This is a genomic window from Vibrio sp. L5-1, assembly GCF_021728315.1.
GTDB classification, from domain to species: Bacteria; Pseudomonadota; Gammaproteobacteria; order Enterobacterales; family Vibrionaceae; genus Vibrio; species Vibrio splendidus_K.
This window is the reverse complement of the sequence record NZ_JAKKCQ010000003.1, coordinates 736,666-751,801: the sequence shown is the minus strand read 5'-3', so window position 1 is coordinate 751,801 and position 15,136 is coordinate 736,666. Positions and strand designations below refer to the sequence as shown.

At 43.6% G+C, this 15,136-nt stretch carries 10 protein-coding genes; 4 read left to right on the top strand and 6 right to left on the bottom strand.

Features of this window, described 5'->3' with window-relative positions; genetic code table 11:
- Positions 1–490 precede the first annotated feature (490 nt).
- Positions 491–2,155, bottom strand: a complete 1,665-nt coding sequence (locus L3V35_RS15615; RefSeq protein ID WP_237300216.1) for a GTPase — start codon at positions 2,153–2,155, stop codon at positions 491–493.
- Positions 2,142–3,254: a GTPase gene (locus L3V35_RS15610; RefSeq protein ID WP_237300215.1), complete on the bottom strand. Its 1,113-nt coding sequence runs from the start codon at positions 3,252–3,254 to the stop codon at positions 2,142–2,144. The genes L3V35_RS15615 and L3V35_RS15610 overlap by 14 nt, the downstream gene beginning before the upstream one ends.
- 236 nt (positions 3,255–3,490) lie before the next feature.
- Between L3V35_RS15610 and L3V35_RS15605 the strand changes: the two genes are divergently transcribed.
- A complete protein-coding gene (locus L3V35_RS15605) occupies positions 3,491–4,015 on the top strand; it encodes a peptide-methionine (S)-S-oxide reductase (protein ID WP_237300214.1) in 525 nt (174 codons plus the stop codon).
- Positions 4,016–4,173: 158 nt separating this feature from the next.
- Here the strand turns inward: L3V35_RS15605 and L3V35_RS15600 are convergent, their stop codons facing one another.
- Both L3V35_RS15600 and L3V35_RS15595 read right to left on the bottom strand, forming a co-directional pair.
- Positions 4,174–5,790 (bottom strand): polysaccharide lyase 6 family protein, encoded by a 1,617-nt coding sequence (locus L3V35_RS15600; RefSeq protein WP_237300213.1) that lies wholly within the window; start codon positions 5,788–5,790, stop codon positions 4,174–4,176.
- A gap of 85 nt (positions 5,791–5,875) precedes the next feature.
- Positions 5,876–7,648 carry a transporter gene (locus tag L3V35_RS15595; protein ID WP_065204759.1) on the bottom strand — a complete coding sequence of 591 codons (1,773 nt, stop codon included), beginning with the start codon at positions 7,646–7,648 and terminating at the stop codon, positions 5,876–5,878.
- A 510-nt stretch (positions 7,649–8,158) separates the two neighbouring features.
- Between L3V35_RS15595 and L3V35_RS15590 the strand changes: the two genes are divergently transcribed.
- From L3V35_RS15590 to L3V35_RS15580, 3 genes are all read left to right on the top strand, one after another.
- Positions 8,159–8,767: a toxin-antitoxin system YwqK family antitoxin gene (locus tag L3V35_RS15590; RefSeq protein ID WP_065204760.1), complete on the top strand. Its 609-nt coding sequence runs from the start codon at positions 8,159–8,161 to the stop codon at positions 8,765–8,767.
- Positions 8,768–9,200: 433 nt separating this feature from the next.
- Positions 9,201–10,754: a methyl-accepting chemotaxis protein gene (locus L3V35_RS15585; protein ID WP_237300212.1), complete on the top strand. Its 1,554-nt coding sequence runs from the start codon at positions 9,201–9,203 to the stop codon at positions 10,752–10,754.
- Positions 10,755–11,622: 868 nt separating this feature from the next.
- Positions 11,623–12,348 (top strand): oligogalacturonate-specific porin KdgM family protein, encoded by a 726-nt coding sequence (locus L3V35_RS15580; protein WP_054547419.1) that lies wholly within the window; start codon positions 11,623–11,625, stop codon positions 12,346–12,348.
- Positions 12,349–12,487: 139 nt separating this feature from the next.
- On the opposite strand, the gene L3V35_RS15575 is transcribed toward L3V35_RS15580, so the two are convergent.
- On the bottom strand, positions 12,488–13,204 hold the full coding sequence (locus tag L3V35_RS15575; protein WP_054547418.1) for a 3'-5' exonuclease: 717 nt from the start codon (positions 13,202–13,204) through the stop codon (positions 12,488–12,490).
- Complete coding sequence (locus L3V35_RS15570) at positions 13,204–15,066, bottom strand: DUF294 nucleotidyltransferase-like domain-containing protein (RefSeq protein WP_171313004.1); 1,863 nt, start codon at positions 15,064–15,066, stop codon at positions 13,204–13,206. The genes L3V35_RS15575 and L3V35_RS15570 overlap by 1 nt, the downstream gene beginning before the upstream one ends.
- Positions 15,067–15,136: the final 70 nt, after the last annotated feature.

Sequence of the window (15,136 nt, the reverse complement as noted above, 5' to 3'; positions counted from 1 at the left end):
CAAGGGCTCTGCTGGCGCGTGACGCCTAGAGGGTACTACTCTGAAGAAAGGCGGAACGAGAGCTGGTGATCTAAGGTATACCAAGCTAACAAGGTTAGCCATGTGGTTGATTGCCATTTCAGATACATGTTCACAATATATCCCTACGTTGAAATCAAGGTGATCCGAAATTTAAATATAGTGCAATTGTTTTATAAATACAGCTTAGAAAAGTATAAATGTGATCAATATTTAGAATGGCAATTAAATACCATAGCGTGTCATATAAACTGTGAATTCCATCCGTTTATATACTATTAAACTAGTTCGTTGAGTTACTTAATAATATCGAATCTCTTTTAAACTCAATACTTATCTAATAAGGGGCGAAGATGGCTGTTTTCTAAAAAGCTATCATCTAATAAAGCCAAGCAATAAAAATCGCCGATCTAGAATAGCTAAGTTCTGATGAGCCTCAAGCCCCACCAGAACCGTATTCGCAGTGAATGACTTACTTTTTCTTCACAACTTGCTTGATGGCCATTTCAGCCAGTTTTGGTGTCGCTGCCTTCAATGCACTTGGTGCGACCTTCTTACCGGCCTTCACTACTTTGTTCAGTTGACCTTTAACCGATGTTCCCCGTTTCATTGCCTCCAAACGTTGGCGGTTTCTTTGCACATTATTAGCATCAGCTATGCCTTCGATTAGCATCTGCTTGAGTGCTTCTAAACCAAAAATCGTCTTTTCTGGTGCAATAGCGAGCGGCAACACGATATCAGACTGCAGCAATATATGGTTGTATTCGAGTGCTTGAGCAATGATCTTTGCTTTGGCCGATGTTGGGTTCTCTAAGTCATACGGAGGCTGCCACTCATCAACAGGCTTTAATCGGTCGACCTGATTCACAACCGAAACAACGATTGGCTTCTTGCGTGAGATGTTTTTAGGATCGCCATAGAAAGTATCAAACTTGCCCTTCAATTGCTTATCCAGTTCACGAGCCGATTGATTGGCTTTAAGAACCCAAAGTACAACATCGGCTTGAGTCATCTCTTTAAGCATCAGAGCTTCGGTTTTGGCATTGCCATCCAGCCCTTGAAGATCAACCACTCGAACATCATTGTCATCGACAAACGCGTTGTATACGGTTGAAGTGTCGGTTGATGGCAATACATCCACCTCGGCAACGAGCTCTTGCTTGAGCGCATTAATCAATGAGGATTTCCCAGAGCTTGTTTGCCCCACCAGCACAATTCTTACTGGCTCTAATTCTGGTGCAAAGCGCTGTTCATCTATTTCAGAAACATCAGACGCTCTTAATGCTTCATCTTCAATGCTGAATCGACCGCTATAGAGATCAATCGCTACCGCGGCCACCTCATCGAGTAAGGCTTGTTTCGCGGCGTATTGCATGTCATCCACCACGCCTTTGGTCATGGATGATGTCGCTTGCTCTCGACCTAAATCAGAAATCACTTTCAATGGATTCAAATACAGATTCTTAAGGTGATTGCCCCAGATAGCGGCTTTAACGATCTTCTGCCCTAGCTCACCGTACTTGTCATAGGCTTCGTAGCCCGCTTTGATATAGGAAACCTTAAGATACTCAATTCCCGGTATATGTTCCCGTACCACTAACTTGTATCGTCGGCTCACTTCTTCAAACAGCTTCAGCCCTTCAGGGATTGAAAAATCGAGTGATTTCTTATCAAACTTTTTGGCGACGAACTCAAGTACCTCTAAACCGGTTTGGTCGAGATTACCCCACTCGATGTCGACCATTAACTGTTGTCGTACATGGTGTTTCGAGTCGTTCCAGATTGATAGCTCTGCTTGAGACCATTCATCAGACGCTTTAACCAGCGCATCATTGATGTCTGAATTCTTGGGCGATGCTCCGGCTTCAGGTTGATCATCACTTTCATCATGTGAAGAAGAGTCGCTATAAGTTGGTTTACGCGAAGAACGGCTAGAAATGAATAAAGGAATGGTGAACACCAAGGTACTCACCGCAATGGCAATCGACATTTCCAATAGGTAGCCATATTTGATCGCCAAAAAAAGACCAAAAGCCATCATGATAATGCTCGGGAAGATGGCCGAAATCAGAGCAATACCCCAACGCCCACTAGACAGAACGGCCAATAATCGAAATAGGTTTCTAATTTTCTTCATAGCCCGACGCCGCCTTACCTTTTTTCAGGGATTCTTTGTAAATCTTTTGCATCTCTTTCTCAGAGACTTCTTCGCCTTTGTTCTTATGATAGAAGTAAAAACAAGCCGCTCGACCTAAACCATAGCTGGTACCGAAACTCATGGCGGCGGCTGCAACCGCTCCGACCGTTTGACCATAAACCGGAATCAACTTTATCAGCTGTCGAGTGCCCAGCTTCATTCCGTATTGCAAAGCAAAGCTGCTTCCCAAAGTGCCTATCAACTCACTGAAGACTCTCTTGTTCCATTCGACCCCATATTGGTTCGCCAAACTGTGGAGCATTTTCGCTTGAATCGCAGGTACAGACACTAAGCCAACACCCGGAATCAGGTCGCTCGCCGCAGCGCTTCCCGCATACCAAAGCACTTCGTTTTCGACTTGGTCAAAGTTGGCTTCTTCTTGAGTGGAATGCTCTTTGTCTACCACCATCATTCCAATAACAGGAAGGATGTTGGTCAGCTTTTCTAACAAGATGTCATAGTTGTAAACTGAGCCACTGTTATTGCTCAAGTCATCCGTTTCGAAATCCACCGCAACCGATTCCAATCCCTTACCCCAAACCGTTTCTACTTGGTTGATGTTGAATTGAATTTGTCTTGCGCGGTCTGTTTCATTGGAAGACAAAACTGCAGTATGAACAAGCAACAAGTGTTTAATTTTCTTTTGTTTCTTAATCTGTTTCAGAGCTGTAAGTACGGCAGACTGTTCAGGCTCATCAGCTTTCATCACCACGACTAATGCATTACCCGCTTGGCCGATCTCTTCTAGATCCTCTTTAGGATCATAATCCGCCTCACCCAACCCTCTGGTATCGAGGAATCGCATTACCGGCTTAATTTGAGGAAACTCATACGACATTGCCGTCATAGTGCATGGAGCAAAGCCATTCCCCACTTCAATAGAGGAATCACCCGTGACCGCTTGAATAAACGATGACTTGCCCGCTCCCGTTTTCCCCAACAGCCACAGCGTCGGCAGATGCTGACGTTGGTATTCCTGAGCCTGTGTGAGGTCTGGATTCTTACTCGGATTGATGAAATCTTTTATTTGATCAAACATGGTTGGCTAACGCTCACTTAATCTTGAAATTCGGGGTGGTGACAACGCAATACTAGCTTATATAATCACAAATCCTATTAGACTTATGTTTGTTCAGTCGCACAGGTTTACAATACCTAAACACTTGTTTTTATGTGCACACTTATTTTGTATACACGCTTTTTTATACGTGCGTGTATCACTATATTGATTCACGCATCGAACGAACAACAAACACAGAGAAGTAAAAGGTAAGTATGGAACAAATCTATTTGGCGGGCGGTTGCTTGTGGGGTGTACAAGAATTTATCAAATACGTTCCGGGTGTCATCAGCACAGAAGCAGGCCGTGCGAATGGAAACTCCGCACAGACACCAATCGATGCCGTAAAAAGCAATACAACAGAAAACGGTACATCAAATAATAGTGACTATGATGGCTACGCGGAGTGTGTCCAGATAGAGTTTGACCCAAGCATCACTTCAGTAACCATTCTGATGGAACATCTGTTTGAGATCATTGACCCATACAGCGTCAATAAACAGGGCGTCGATGTGGGTGAGAAGTATCGCACTGGTGTTTACAGCACTAACGCCCTGCACCTAACGGAAGCTGAGCGCTATATTACCTCTCGTGATGATGCAGACCGCATTGCTCTCGAGATCTTGCCATTGACCAGTTATGCCGCCAGTGATGATATCCACCAGCATCACCTTAGCCAGTTCCCTGAAGACCATCACTTGTGCAATATTCCTTGGGGTCTGCTGCATAAGTATAAATAACAGTAGTCACGACGTAAGATTGAGATGGTCACGACGTAAGATCGATAAAGCCTCAACAGGCATTACCCGTTGAGGCTTTTAAGTTTTAATGACCCAGACAGCTATCGTAAATTTGTTTGATAGCTCAAACCATTAAGCGTTTAGCATTAGCCAATAAGTTACTTAGTTGTATTCTCAAGCACGTAATCTGGACCCGCTGTTTCAGCCGTCACAACCGCAAGTTTAGACACGTCTGCACCTTCACCTTGGTAAGCGTTCATGCCATTAGTGACGGTCATTGCTGGTAACTCAACGGAATAGCTCGAAATCTGCTCAGATGCTGTCACTTGGCCAACATATGTTTCATTGTCATACGTTGCGTTCACTAACGGGTAATCTTCCGTTGCGCGAACACTGACAAACTCTGGAGACTCTGAATTGTCGACAACATTATTATTAAACGCGATATCAACACCGGCATAAATCTTTTCAACTTCGGCATTATTGAACAGGCTCACACGGTGAGTTTGATTGCCATAGATGATGCCCCACTGTGTATCAACCAATGAGTTGTTCTCGATGGTGCTGTTTTTAGGCGTCCACTGTTTGTTCAGCTCTTTGCCTTTAACCGACTGATCTAGCTCTTCGCCGTTTGCCACATCAATAATACCCGTATTAATCACGATACCACCACGTAGGTCAGCATTGCCTTCAATCACACCGTCACGTCCACGTGTATTCGCAATGTAGTTATTACGGATAACATGGTCTTCATCATAGATTCGAATGCCACCAGTTAAGTTCTTTTTATTACCTAGAATAATGTTATTTTCAACACTACTTCCTTTACCATGACGCAAAGAAATCAAAGCAGAACTTTCAAAAATTGTATTACCAGAAATTGTGTTGCCACCCGACTTAACTGAGACAAGCTCGCGCTCGCCATCCATGTCGATCATCAAGTTATTAACGAATTTTGAATTGGAATCCCACTGAGAGGATTTTGAATCACCAATACGAAGTGCTTCCCAGCTGTTGCCGTTGTAACGAATCGCTTCTTTGATGTCGAATTCATTAAACTGATTCGGTTTCTGGTCCATGAAGATGTTATTAGCAATCAAGTGATTGTCTGCAGAATCATCTTTTTGTACACCAATCAACGTACCGCGCTTTTGTTTGCCTTCAAAGCGGTTGTTGATCACTTTGCCGTCTTTACCCCACAGAGAAACCCACAGGTATCTCGGGTATTCAGAACGACGCTCATCGGGTTGATATTCATAAGCGTGGTTAAAGTAGTAAAAGGTTGAATTCTGTAAAGTGTTGTTGTCGCCCATCATTCGAACGCCGCCAAATCTTTCGTTTGGACCACCTTCGGTAAAGACTAAGCCATCTAGCGTGATGTCATCACCTTTAAGTTCAAACTGAACTAGGCCAGTTAACCATACAGAACCGGCTTGCTCTGCTTTAACGGTAATGTCATTCGCGGTAATAGTTATTTGACCTAAGTTCGCGTATTTACCGTTAGGAATAACAACTTCGTCGCCATCTTTTAGGTTTTCAAATTGTGCTTTAAGCGCGGCTACTTGCTCTTCTGATGCAACGTTTATTGTATTGCCATCCACCTCAGTTAAGCGGTCACTACTCAATAAGTAACTACGGTCGATTTCGCTAATAGCAGGCGTAGCTTGTTCAGCGACACTGACTACCGGTGCTGTTTTTTCTTGTGTTGTACAGCCTGTTGCAAAAGCGAGCGTGAACGCGCTAATAATGCTTACCGATAATAGTTTTTTGTTCATCGTACATCTCACGTTAAAGTTTGGATTATAAAAATGACGACCACCCATTTAGGTGGCCGTGATGTTATTTAGGATGCGTATTAAATTAGCCTTCGGCTGGAGTCACTTCGTCTTGTTGCTCGACTTTGTCATCGACTGCTTTAACAAGTAACAGACCAACAGAGAACACAATCAAGCCACACAGAACGAATACCATGCGTCCCCACATTGGGTTTGGCAGTACAAACATAGTCATTACGCCCACACCCGCTACCGCGATAAGTGAACCCAACATACGACGTTGCTTGTTATCCAGTTTCTTCTGTTCATTACTTTCAGCAACTAATGGTGTCGCTAGGTTGTTGAAGAACTTGTCTACGTCTTTCTCACGGTGCGCCGGTAATGGCTTGTAGAACAGCGTTGAAAGAACAAAGAAGCCAGCAGTAAATATGATGTGACCGATAAGACCGATAGCCACTTTTAGGTCAGACCATTCACGGCCTGTCAGTTCATTCAGACCGAACCAGTTTTGGATCATGTCAGCAGTGATAACGAAACCAACGAAGTAAGAAACCACACCACCGACAACTAGCGTGCCCCAGCCTGCCCAATCCGGTGTTTTACGGATAAAGAAGCCACAGAATGCTGGAATTGTCATTGGGAAGCCGATCAACGCGCCCACGTACATCATCGTATCGAAAAGGCTCAATCCTTTAAGCGAGTTGATGAACAGTGCAACCAAGATGATCGCGATGCCGAAGAAAGTAGACGTGAGTTTAGAAACGACCATTAGCTCTTTCTCTGTCGCTTTAGGGCGAAGAATCGGCTCGTAGAAGTTCTTAACAAAGATACCTGAGTTGCGGTTTAGACCAGAGTCCATTGAAGACATTGTTGCAGCGAACATCGCGGCAATCAGAAGGCCAACCATACCTGCAGGCATGTACTCTTGAACGAAGTAAAGGTATGCGAAATCAGCGGCTTTGCTGCCAGCTTCAGGGTAAGCGGCTGCTAAATCAACACCTTGACCAGCCATGAACCAAGAAGGCATGAACCAAATGATTGGACCAAGCGTCATCAGGATACAGGCAAGTAAAGCTGCTTTACGTGCGTTGTTTGAGTCTTTCGCTGCAAGATAACGGTAAGAGTTCAGCATGTTGTTCGTGATGCTGAACTGCTTCAAGAAGATGAACACTGCCCAGATGCTGAAGATGCTTAGGTAATTAAGGTTATCACCCGTAATGAATGAATCGGTTGGGAAGTCATTGATGATTTGTGTAACGCCGCCACCGTGGTAGACCGCTACTACAGCACACGTTACGGTCACTGCCATAATGATAACCATCTGCATAAAGTCAGATGCGATTACTGCCCATGAGCCGCCTGTTACTGACATTACCAATACAACCAAACCCGTTAGGATAATCGTTGTCGTCATGTCAAAGCCGAAGATACCCGATGCGATGATCGCAAGGCCGTTCAGCCAGATACCCGCAGAGATAACACTGTTTGGCATGCCCGACCAAGTAAACACTTGCTCATTAACCTTACCAAAACGCATACGAATCGCTTCAATAACCGTCACAACGCGCAGTTGGCGGAACTTCGGAGCGAAGTAAAGGTAGTTCATTAGGTAACCGAATGCGTTCGCGATGAAGATAATCGCTACGGCAAAGCCATCCGTAAAGGCTTTACCTGCTGCACCCGTAAATGTCCACGCACTGAACTGGGTCATAAATGCGGTTGCACCTACCATCCACCACAGCATATTACCTCCTCCACGGAAGTAATCACTTGTCGTACTTGTAAACGTTCTGAACATCCACCCTATTGCAATTAAGAATAGGAAGTAGATGCCAACTATCAGGGTATTGAGTTCCATCTTGAGACCTTTTATTTATGTTTTTTTGTTAGGTTCACTATAGATAGATGACAAGCATATTTGTACTACAATAATCCAAATGCGTGACAGTGATCTTACAGTACTAGACTCAATTAATCATACAAGTGATCGAGTTCAAAGTTGTACCGCCTGCGATCATAATTCCTCAAGTGAGTGCAGCCATCCGCACCAAATTTCGACAAAAACCCAAAAAACATGAAGTAACTCTCTAAAAACCGAAGAACTATCGACAAAAACCATCATTCGTCACGTTCAAAGCTCGAAGGAAATCAACAGAAATATCGCTAGATATAATTTATAAAAATGAATAACATCGATACATTTGTATTACAAATACAAGTGAAGACTTGCTCTAAAAAGTTCCCTATATGCGTCCGTCATTAATGCAAACTTGAAAACCATTATTAGATACTGACAGTGGTTCTCGGAAGTGAAATGCTTTTAACACACCAGTTACACTTTCCCCTCGTCCATTAAAAAGGTGTCATTATGAAGAAATACGTTCCAATCTTAATTGCTCTTAGTACGGTATCTTCTATGAGCTATGCAGCCACCAGCGATGATGCTGTTGACTACTTACAAATGCGCAAAGGTGTGGCTTATCAAGTAAACCACTCAAAACCCTTTACTGGTCAATTTGAAGAGAAGTTCGATAACGGCCAAGTCGCGACCCAAGCTCAATTTGCCGATGGCCTAGAACTTGGGTTAGAAACCAACTGGTACCCAAATGGCCAAGTTGCTTCTAAAGTGAATTATGTTAAAGGTGAACTGCAAGGTAAGGCCGAGACCTGGTATCCAAACGGACAAAAAAAAGCGGTGCTCAACTATAAAGACAATGAACTGTCGGGTGTTGCCTCTCGCTGGTATCCGAATGGCGAACAAAGCCTAAAAGCCGAATTCAGTGACGGGCAAAAAGATGGATTGGTAACGGACTACTACCCTAATGGCAATAAGGCCAGCCAAGCGAAATTTGATGAAGGCGAAGTAGCAAACGGGAAACTCACTCGCTGGAATACTAACGGAGACAAGGTTGAAGAACTGACCTTTAAAGACCACAAAGTCACGTCTAAGCAGGTTTGGATGCCGACGGAAAGCTAATACTAAAAAACGGCTCTCACAGGGTTAGTCTCCATACATATAAACGTCTACAGCGAATCCGTCTGCAATTAAGCGACAAGAGCAAGATACATGACAAGAGAAACGAGCATTCATGTGACTAAGCGTGAATGTTCGTGGCTTTTTCACTTGCTCTTTTCACTACCACTTCCCCTCATCACTTTGGTCCGACTATACCTCAATCTCTCGTTATTATTTACAGCACTCCATCTAGTGATAAAACAATCACCAATAGTCATTGAAAATAATAAATATTTAACTTGCGCATAACCTTTCCATAAAATACTGTAAGCAAACGTTTCCGTTGCGAGTCAGATCCCAGTTATCCGCTTGTAAGCTACTGATCACGCAAATAAGAGAAACGAGACTCCCAAATACGTTGTTGAGTCATATTGTTTTGCTTTGGTGCCTGCCTATGAAAATTAAAACCTCCCTTTTTAGCCTTGCTTGTTTATCCATTATTTCGTTATTGGTTGTCGTCTCGTTCACTGAAATGGCAAACCTAAAGCTGATCAAACTTGAGAAAACCCTGATCAAGGTGAAGTCGCTTGAAGTTTCGATGCTTCAACTAAATCGAACGGAACTAGAGTTTCTGATCAGCCACGACAAAGCCCTCAAGCCTGAATTCGCCAAAGAGTATTCACACTTCCAACAGTTAATGAATAACTTCTCTGTTTTACTCAAAGAGTCAGACATTGCTGTACCAGAGTTAGACAAGCTGACACGAGAAGTAAAACAATACGACAAAGATTTTTCCTTGATGGTAGACGCGATAGAACGCAACCCAGCAAAGGTCAGCGAACTGAAATCAGAAATGAAAATGCTGTTTGAAGATATCATCTCGATATTTACCGGCGTTGAAGGTCGTTTAGAACAACAGGTCGAATCGATTCAACAAACCATTACCACGTTTATTGTGAGTTCCGTAATCGCCTTCACTGGATTACTGATCGCGCTGTCCTTTGGGATCTCATCGCGTGTCGCTAAGAAGATAGCCTCGTTAAACGCAACCATGTTGCACGTATCCCAACAACGTGACTTTACCGTTAAAGCGGAAGACAGCGGTTCAGATGAAATTGCGGATATTGCCAAGTCATTTAACACCGTATTAGAAGATATTCGTCAACTTATTGGTCAAGTACAAGGGTCGATTCAAGAGCTCGGCAACATTTCGAACCAGTTGCAACACGACGGCATAGAAGTGGAAAGCGCTTTAAACAAGCAGCAACGACAAACAGAAAATATTGCGACCGCGATAAATCAAATGGGCAGCAATATCCAAAGTGTTGCGACCAATAGTGAAAATGCATCATCAAATGCACAGACCAGCTTCTCCACGGCGAATGATGGCCTGAACGATGTAGCCTTCACCAGAGACACAATCAATACGCTTTCAACTGACTTAGTAAGTGCGAGTGAAGAAGTGAATCGCCTTTCTGTGCACTCAGAAAAGATCAATACAGTACTAGAAGTGATCAAAGAAATTGCTGAACAAACCAACTTACTCGCTTTGAACGCCGCTATTGAAGCAGCGCGCGCTGGAGAGCAAGGTCGTGGTTTTGCCGTCGTCGCCGATGAAGTGAGAACCTTGGCTGGCAGAACACAGCTTTCAACCGAAGAGATCTCAACCATTATTCAAGGGGTTCAAGATCAAACCCAAATGGTGGTTAACACGATTCAAAATTGTTGTGAAAAAGGTAACAGCAGTGTCGACTCTTGTGAGAAGGCACATTCAAGAATCACATCGGTTATCGCAGACATGGAAACCATTCTAAATAACAGTTTAGAAGTCTCCAATGCTATGAAGGAGCAAAGTGAAGTTACGTCAGAGATCATCGAAAACGTAGATGCCATTAAACAGCTGACACTGACAAATGTAACGAGCGCTTCAAAAAACGCCGCTTCTGCAACTTCAGTAGTAGAACAGACAAACTCACTTGAACGCGCTGTCATTAACCTAAAAGCCTAGCTCTTAAGCCGCGGCTTACACGCTTATTGCGCTTCAAACGACTCTCTACTCAAATTTCAGATAAAAAAACGCTCATGTTGCCTGTATCAACATGAGCGCAAGGGTAGATCTTCGACTACCGTCTCCTACCTTTCTAAACGAAAGCAGAAGTTATAATTAGAATAGTTGGGAGCAATAATCAAAATGCTTTCGCAAGCACTTCAACGATTTCTTCTTTGTCGCTAATAAGAACAACGGGTAACCATTCGAACCCTGTTCATTCCTATCAAGTTCATATCTATATAGCAGGCTATGTCACTGCCTTGCCTACTACATTTCAAATCATCTCTGGTCGAGCTCTATAACACCTAAAACAAATGCCTAGCGGTTTAAAGTATTTTGGCTTTTAGCCATTTTCCTTTCTAACCATTGAGCCTTTAAATCATTTTTACTTATCCGCTTCGCAGCGTCAGTTCATGCAATCAACACAGCAAAGTTATGTGTTGCTACAGAAAGTTAGTAAATAATAATGTATTACAAATAAAAATGACATCTAAAGATTCAATTTTTTGCTGTAGCGCACATTAATTGATGAACAAAACCCTTAAAAACCATTATCAACAGACAAATAAAACACTAAAAATCATAAGCTTACCTAGACAAACCAACTTTGTAACCCTTTGTAAATAGTGGTTTTGTCTCCACAACACGATCCAATTCACAGATCATACACCTTCAAATCGTTAGCATATTTGTATTATTTAAATGCAAAACAAACTTGGAATGGCTAAGAAATCGTTTCAACAAAAAAATGCATTGAAGACAAGAACTACTCTATTTGGCTTGTAATTATGGCCAATACTCAACCTATAAATATGGAATTAATACCATGAATAAAACTAAAATCGTGATTGCTGTGGCATCTGTACTCGCTGCTGGCTCTGTTTCTGCGGCGTCTTTCGATATGAGACACGAATACAAGAGTCATACAGATCAACACGCTACTCGTGTAAAACTGGGCGATAGCATTGGCAACTTCCTTGTAGATATCGAAGCGAAATTCAAGGGAGAAGACGGTAAATTCATGGAAGATTTGAAGAATAACGGTTGGGAGCTTGGTCTAAATTACCGTCATGTACTAAACGATAACTGGACAATGACTTACGGTATGCCAATTGAAGGTCGCGAATCTGGTGTTACGTACAAACCTCAAGTTCGTGCAACATATAAATTGGATAGCATTGACGGTTTAAGCCTAAGTGCTCGTTACCGTTACGATATGAGACAAAATACTAGCACAACTGAGTACGAGCTCGACGGTAATGGTGACATTGTCGGTGTTGAGAAAAACATTGAAAACCAACGTCGTCACCGTCTAACGGCAAACGTTAACTACTCAATGGAAAACTGGCGCTTTGGTTTAGAAGGTAACTACTACAAAGCGGATGGATATGACATCTACGACAACGACGACACCAACTACGAGTTGAACGCAAGTATTCGCCACATGATGGGCCAATGGGCACCATATGTAGAGTTTGGTGATGTGAGCACTTCATCGACTAAAGCGACTCGTGAACTACGTAGCCGTGTTGGTCTAACTTACAGCTTCTAATCGATAGCTATATAAATAATCTAAGATAATTACTGTCCTAGTTTTCTTAGACCTAAACAAAAGCCAGCTTAATCGCTGGCTTTTTTTCCTTTCAAATCGATTCGTTCAAATAAGAGCCGAGCACTTAACGCTCCTAACTCTAGTGACTGATCCGATAGAGAAATGCAACGGTCACGTCATCGTTAGGCACAACTCTCTTTTGTTGAGCTAAAAACAATTCTGCAGTTGATACTGCATCAGCAAGCGCATTATGATTGTTGTATTCAGGAAGCCCGTATCTTTGGCGAGTGCCTGCTAGAGTCAAATCCACTTCTTGATGGTTGCTGATCGCTTTCTCCATACTCTTTTCGATACACAATGTGTCTAGCCAAAGCAGAGGAATCGCTCGTAAACCGTAGCAGCGAAGAAGATATTGGCTAATGAACCTCTCTTCAACCATGCACGCGTGCGCGACAATAATCTTGCCTTTCGCTGCTTCGAAGAACGTCAGCATCGCATCATGAATAGAAGCGCCCTCTTCCAACATTTGCGGCGTAATATGGTTGATCACGGCGGTTTCGGCGTTGATCTGCGAATCGTTATCCAGGTAAATATGCTTGGCGGACGCTAAGTCTATTCGCCCCTTGACCACATCGACCCAACCCATGGACAGAATCAGATCTTGTTCGCTGTCTAGACCCGTGGTCTCAAGATCCAACACGATATAGTCACTGTCTTTGGCCAAGTCCGCCATCTCTGGACACGGCTGTTCAACAAGATCGTGTAGTGCTTCAGGCAGTTTAACCGTGTTTAGGTATTGTTTTCGCTTGCGCTTGACTCGCTCAAGCGGATGAAAATAATTTAACAATGCTCTCATTAGCGCGCTCCGAAACGAATCTTCGCCGCCTCTTGGAGATCAGCAATGATCCTAAAGGCATCTTTCAAGTGCTTACGTTCAAAGCTACCAAAACTGTCTGGGTTGATGTTGTTGTCAGGCACATCCCCGTTCTTCAGCGCTTCAAGTTGATGACCAAATCGGAAAGAGAGAATGAACTGGTAAGCACCCAGAATGTTCTTAAATGCGTCATCGCTCAGCATGCCTTTTTCATTGGCAGCAGCGAAACGTTCATCAGTGGCCGACAAGTCGCACTCTACAGCAAGGCCATAAATACGTGCTAAATCAATAATCAAGTTGATGGCGTATTTCTTCACGTTCAAGGTTTTCTTGTTCTCACCCGATTTCTCTAACACCAAGCTGTTGAAGATACCCAAAGGTGGATTGGTATTGACCGCATCTTTCACGAGCGTACTTAGGAACTCACGGTTGCCGCGAATATTGGTATGCAGCTCATCACGAAGAATGCCTTCGAACTCACTGTTGCCATAAATAGTACGGATCTCTAGGAACACACTGATGTTGAGTAGGCGTTCGTACTCAGGGTTTGCGACCCATTTTTTATAGTAGTGCTTCCAAACATTGAGTGGCTGACACCATTTTGGCGTCGCTGCCATGAATTTACCTGGGCATAACGGGTAATCGCAGCTTGCCAACCCGTTGGTCACCATCATCGCTAAGTGTTTGAAGTAAATACGGTCACTGTCTGTCGCATCATCAGCCAGTACAATCGCACTGTCTTGATCCGACAGCATGTGAACTTCGTTACGCGCGTGTGAGCCAGCTACGATCCAAGAGAAATCACACGGTGGTGGGCCTAACTTATCAATCGCGATCTGAATCAATCGGCGGGTGTAGGCATCCATGATCATGGTCATTACCTTACCGACGGTTTCCGGTGCTACCTTGCCTTCCACCAGCGCTTCAAAAATAGCTTGTCGCTCTGGGGTAAACGAAGACATGGTTTTCACACTGCCCGCGTATTTGATTTTCTCGATTAAGAAGATCGCTTGGACACGGTGGTTTTGAACTAAGTGAGACGTGGTGAGAAGACCAACGACCTTATTCTCTTTCACGACGGGCAAGTTACGGATATTGAATTGCATCATTATAGATGCAGCATGCAGCACTAAATCATCCGGCTTCACTGTGAGTGGAGAGTGTGTCATTACCTCTGAGATCAGGCTATCAGTGCTGACACCGTGGGCGATCACTCGCTTAGTCATGTCTCGGTCGGTGATCAAACCAACAATGGTGTCACCTTCATAGATCACCGCACACGGTGAGCGTTGATGAAGCATTTCAACCGCAACCGACTGGATGCTTTGCTCAGACTTAACAATGGCCACCTGCCCGCTTGCTACTTCCTCGACTTTACGAATGAATAGGCCTTTCTCTTTATTTGACCACACCACATCCAATGCCGACTTTAAGCGAACCTGCGCCTGTGAAGCGAAGTGTTCTGCGCAACTTGGAAAGGCTTTGAAAAGCGTTTGAAGTGCCGAGTGTGGAATCACATAAAGTAAGGTGTTCTCAATTGCGATGGCTCTGTAGCCTTTCTCGTCGTTAACTTCAGAATCTAAGAATGTAAAACCGAACAAGTCTTCGCTACCTAGACGTGCGCGAAGCACACCGTCCGATTTTCGTTGCTCCATAGAGCCAGTTCGAATGATATAGAGCGACTTTTCCTTGCCCGATTCACACAGATCAACCACATCCCCTTTGCCGAGGTAAGTTATCTGAACATTAGAGGCAAGTTCACGCAGCGCTTCTTTAGGGATCTTATCGAAAGGGTCTATCTGACCGATAAACTGAAGAATATTTGGTAATAAAGACTGAGGCATAATCACACTCGCAATAATTTGATTAGTATTATTATATAACTAACGAGACTGGTTGCTAGTGGTTTTAACA

What these genes read in the sequence shown, in the direction of transcription:
- L3V35_RS15580 (WP_054547419.1), top strand. Translation starts at nt 11,623, where the DNA reads ATGAATAAAACTAAAATCGTGATTGCTGTGGCATCTGTACTCGCTGCT.
- L3V35_RS15590 (WP_065204760.1), top strand. Translation starts at nt 8,159, where the DNA reads ATGAAGAAATACGTTCCAATCTTAATTGCTCTTAGTACGGTATCTTCT.
- L3V35_RS15610 (WP_237300215.1), bottom strand. Translation starts at nt 3,254, where the DNA reads ATGTTTGATCAAATAAAAGATTTCATCAATCCGAGTAAGAATCCAGAC.
- L3V35_RS15615 (WP_237300216.1), bottom strand. Translation starts at nt 2,155, where the DNA reads ATGAAGAAAATTAGAAACCTATTTCGATTATTGGCCGTTCTGTCTAGT.
- L3V35_RS15600 (WP_237300213.1), bottom strand. Translation starts at nt 5,790, where the DNA reads ATGAACAAAAAACTATTATCGGTAAGCATTATTAGCGCGTTCACGCTC.
- L3V35_RS15595 (WP_065204759.1), bottom strand. Translation starts at nt 7,648, where the DNA reads ATGGAACTCAATACCCTGATAGTTGGCATCTACTTCCTATTCTTAATT.
- L3V35_RS15575 (WP_054547418.1), bottom strand. Translation starts at nt 13,204, where the DNA reads ATGAGAGCATTGTTAAATTATTTTCATCCGCTTGAGCGAGTCAAGCGC.
- L3V35_RS15585 (WP_237300212.1), top strand. Translation starts at nt 9,201, where the DNA reads ATGAAAATTAAAACCTCCCTTTTTAGCCTTGCTTGTTTATCCATTATT.
- L3V35_RS15570 (WP_171313004.1), bottom strand. Translation starts at nt 15,066, where the DNA reads ATGCCTCAGTCTTTATTACCAAATATTCTTCAGTTTATCGGTCAGATA.
- L3V35_RS15605 (WP_237300214.1), top strand. Translation starts at nt 3,491, where the DNA reads ATGGAACAAATCTATTTGGCGGGCGGTTGCTTGTGGGGTGTACAAGAA.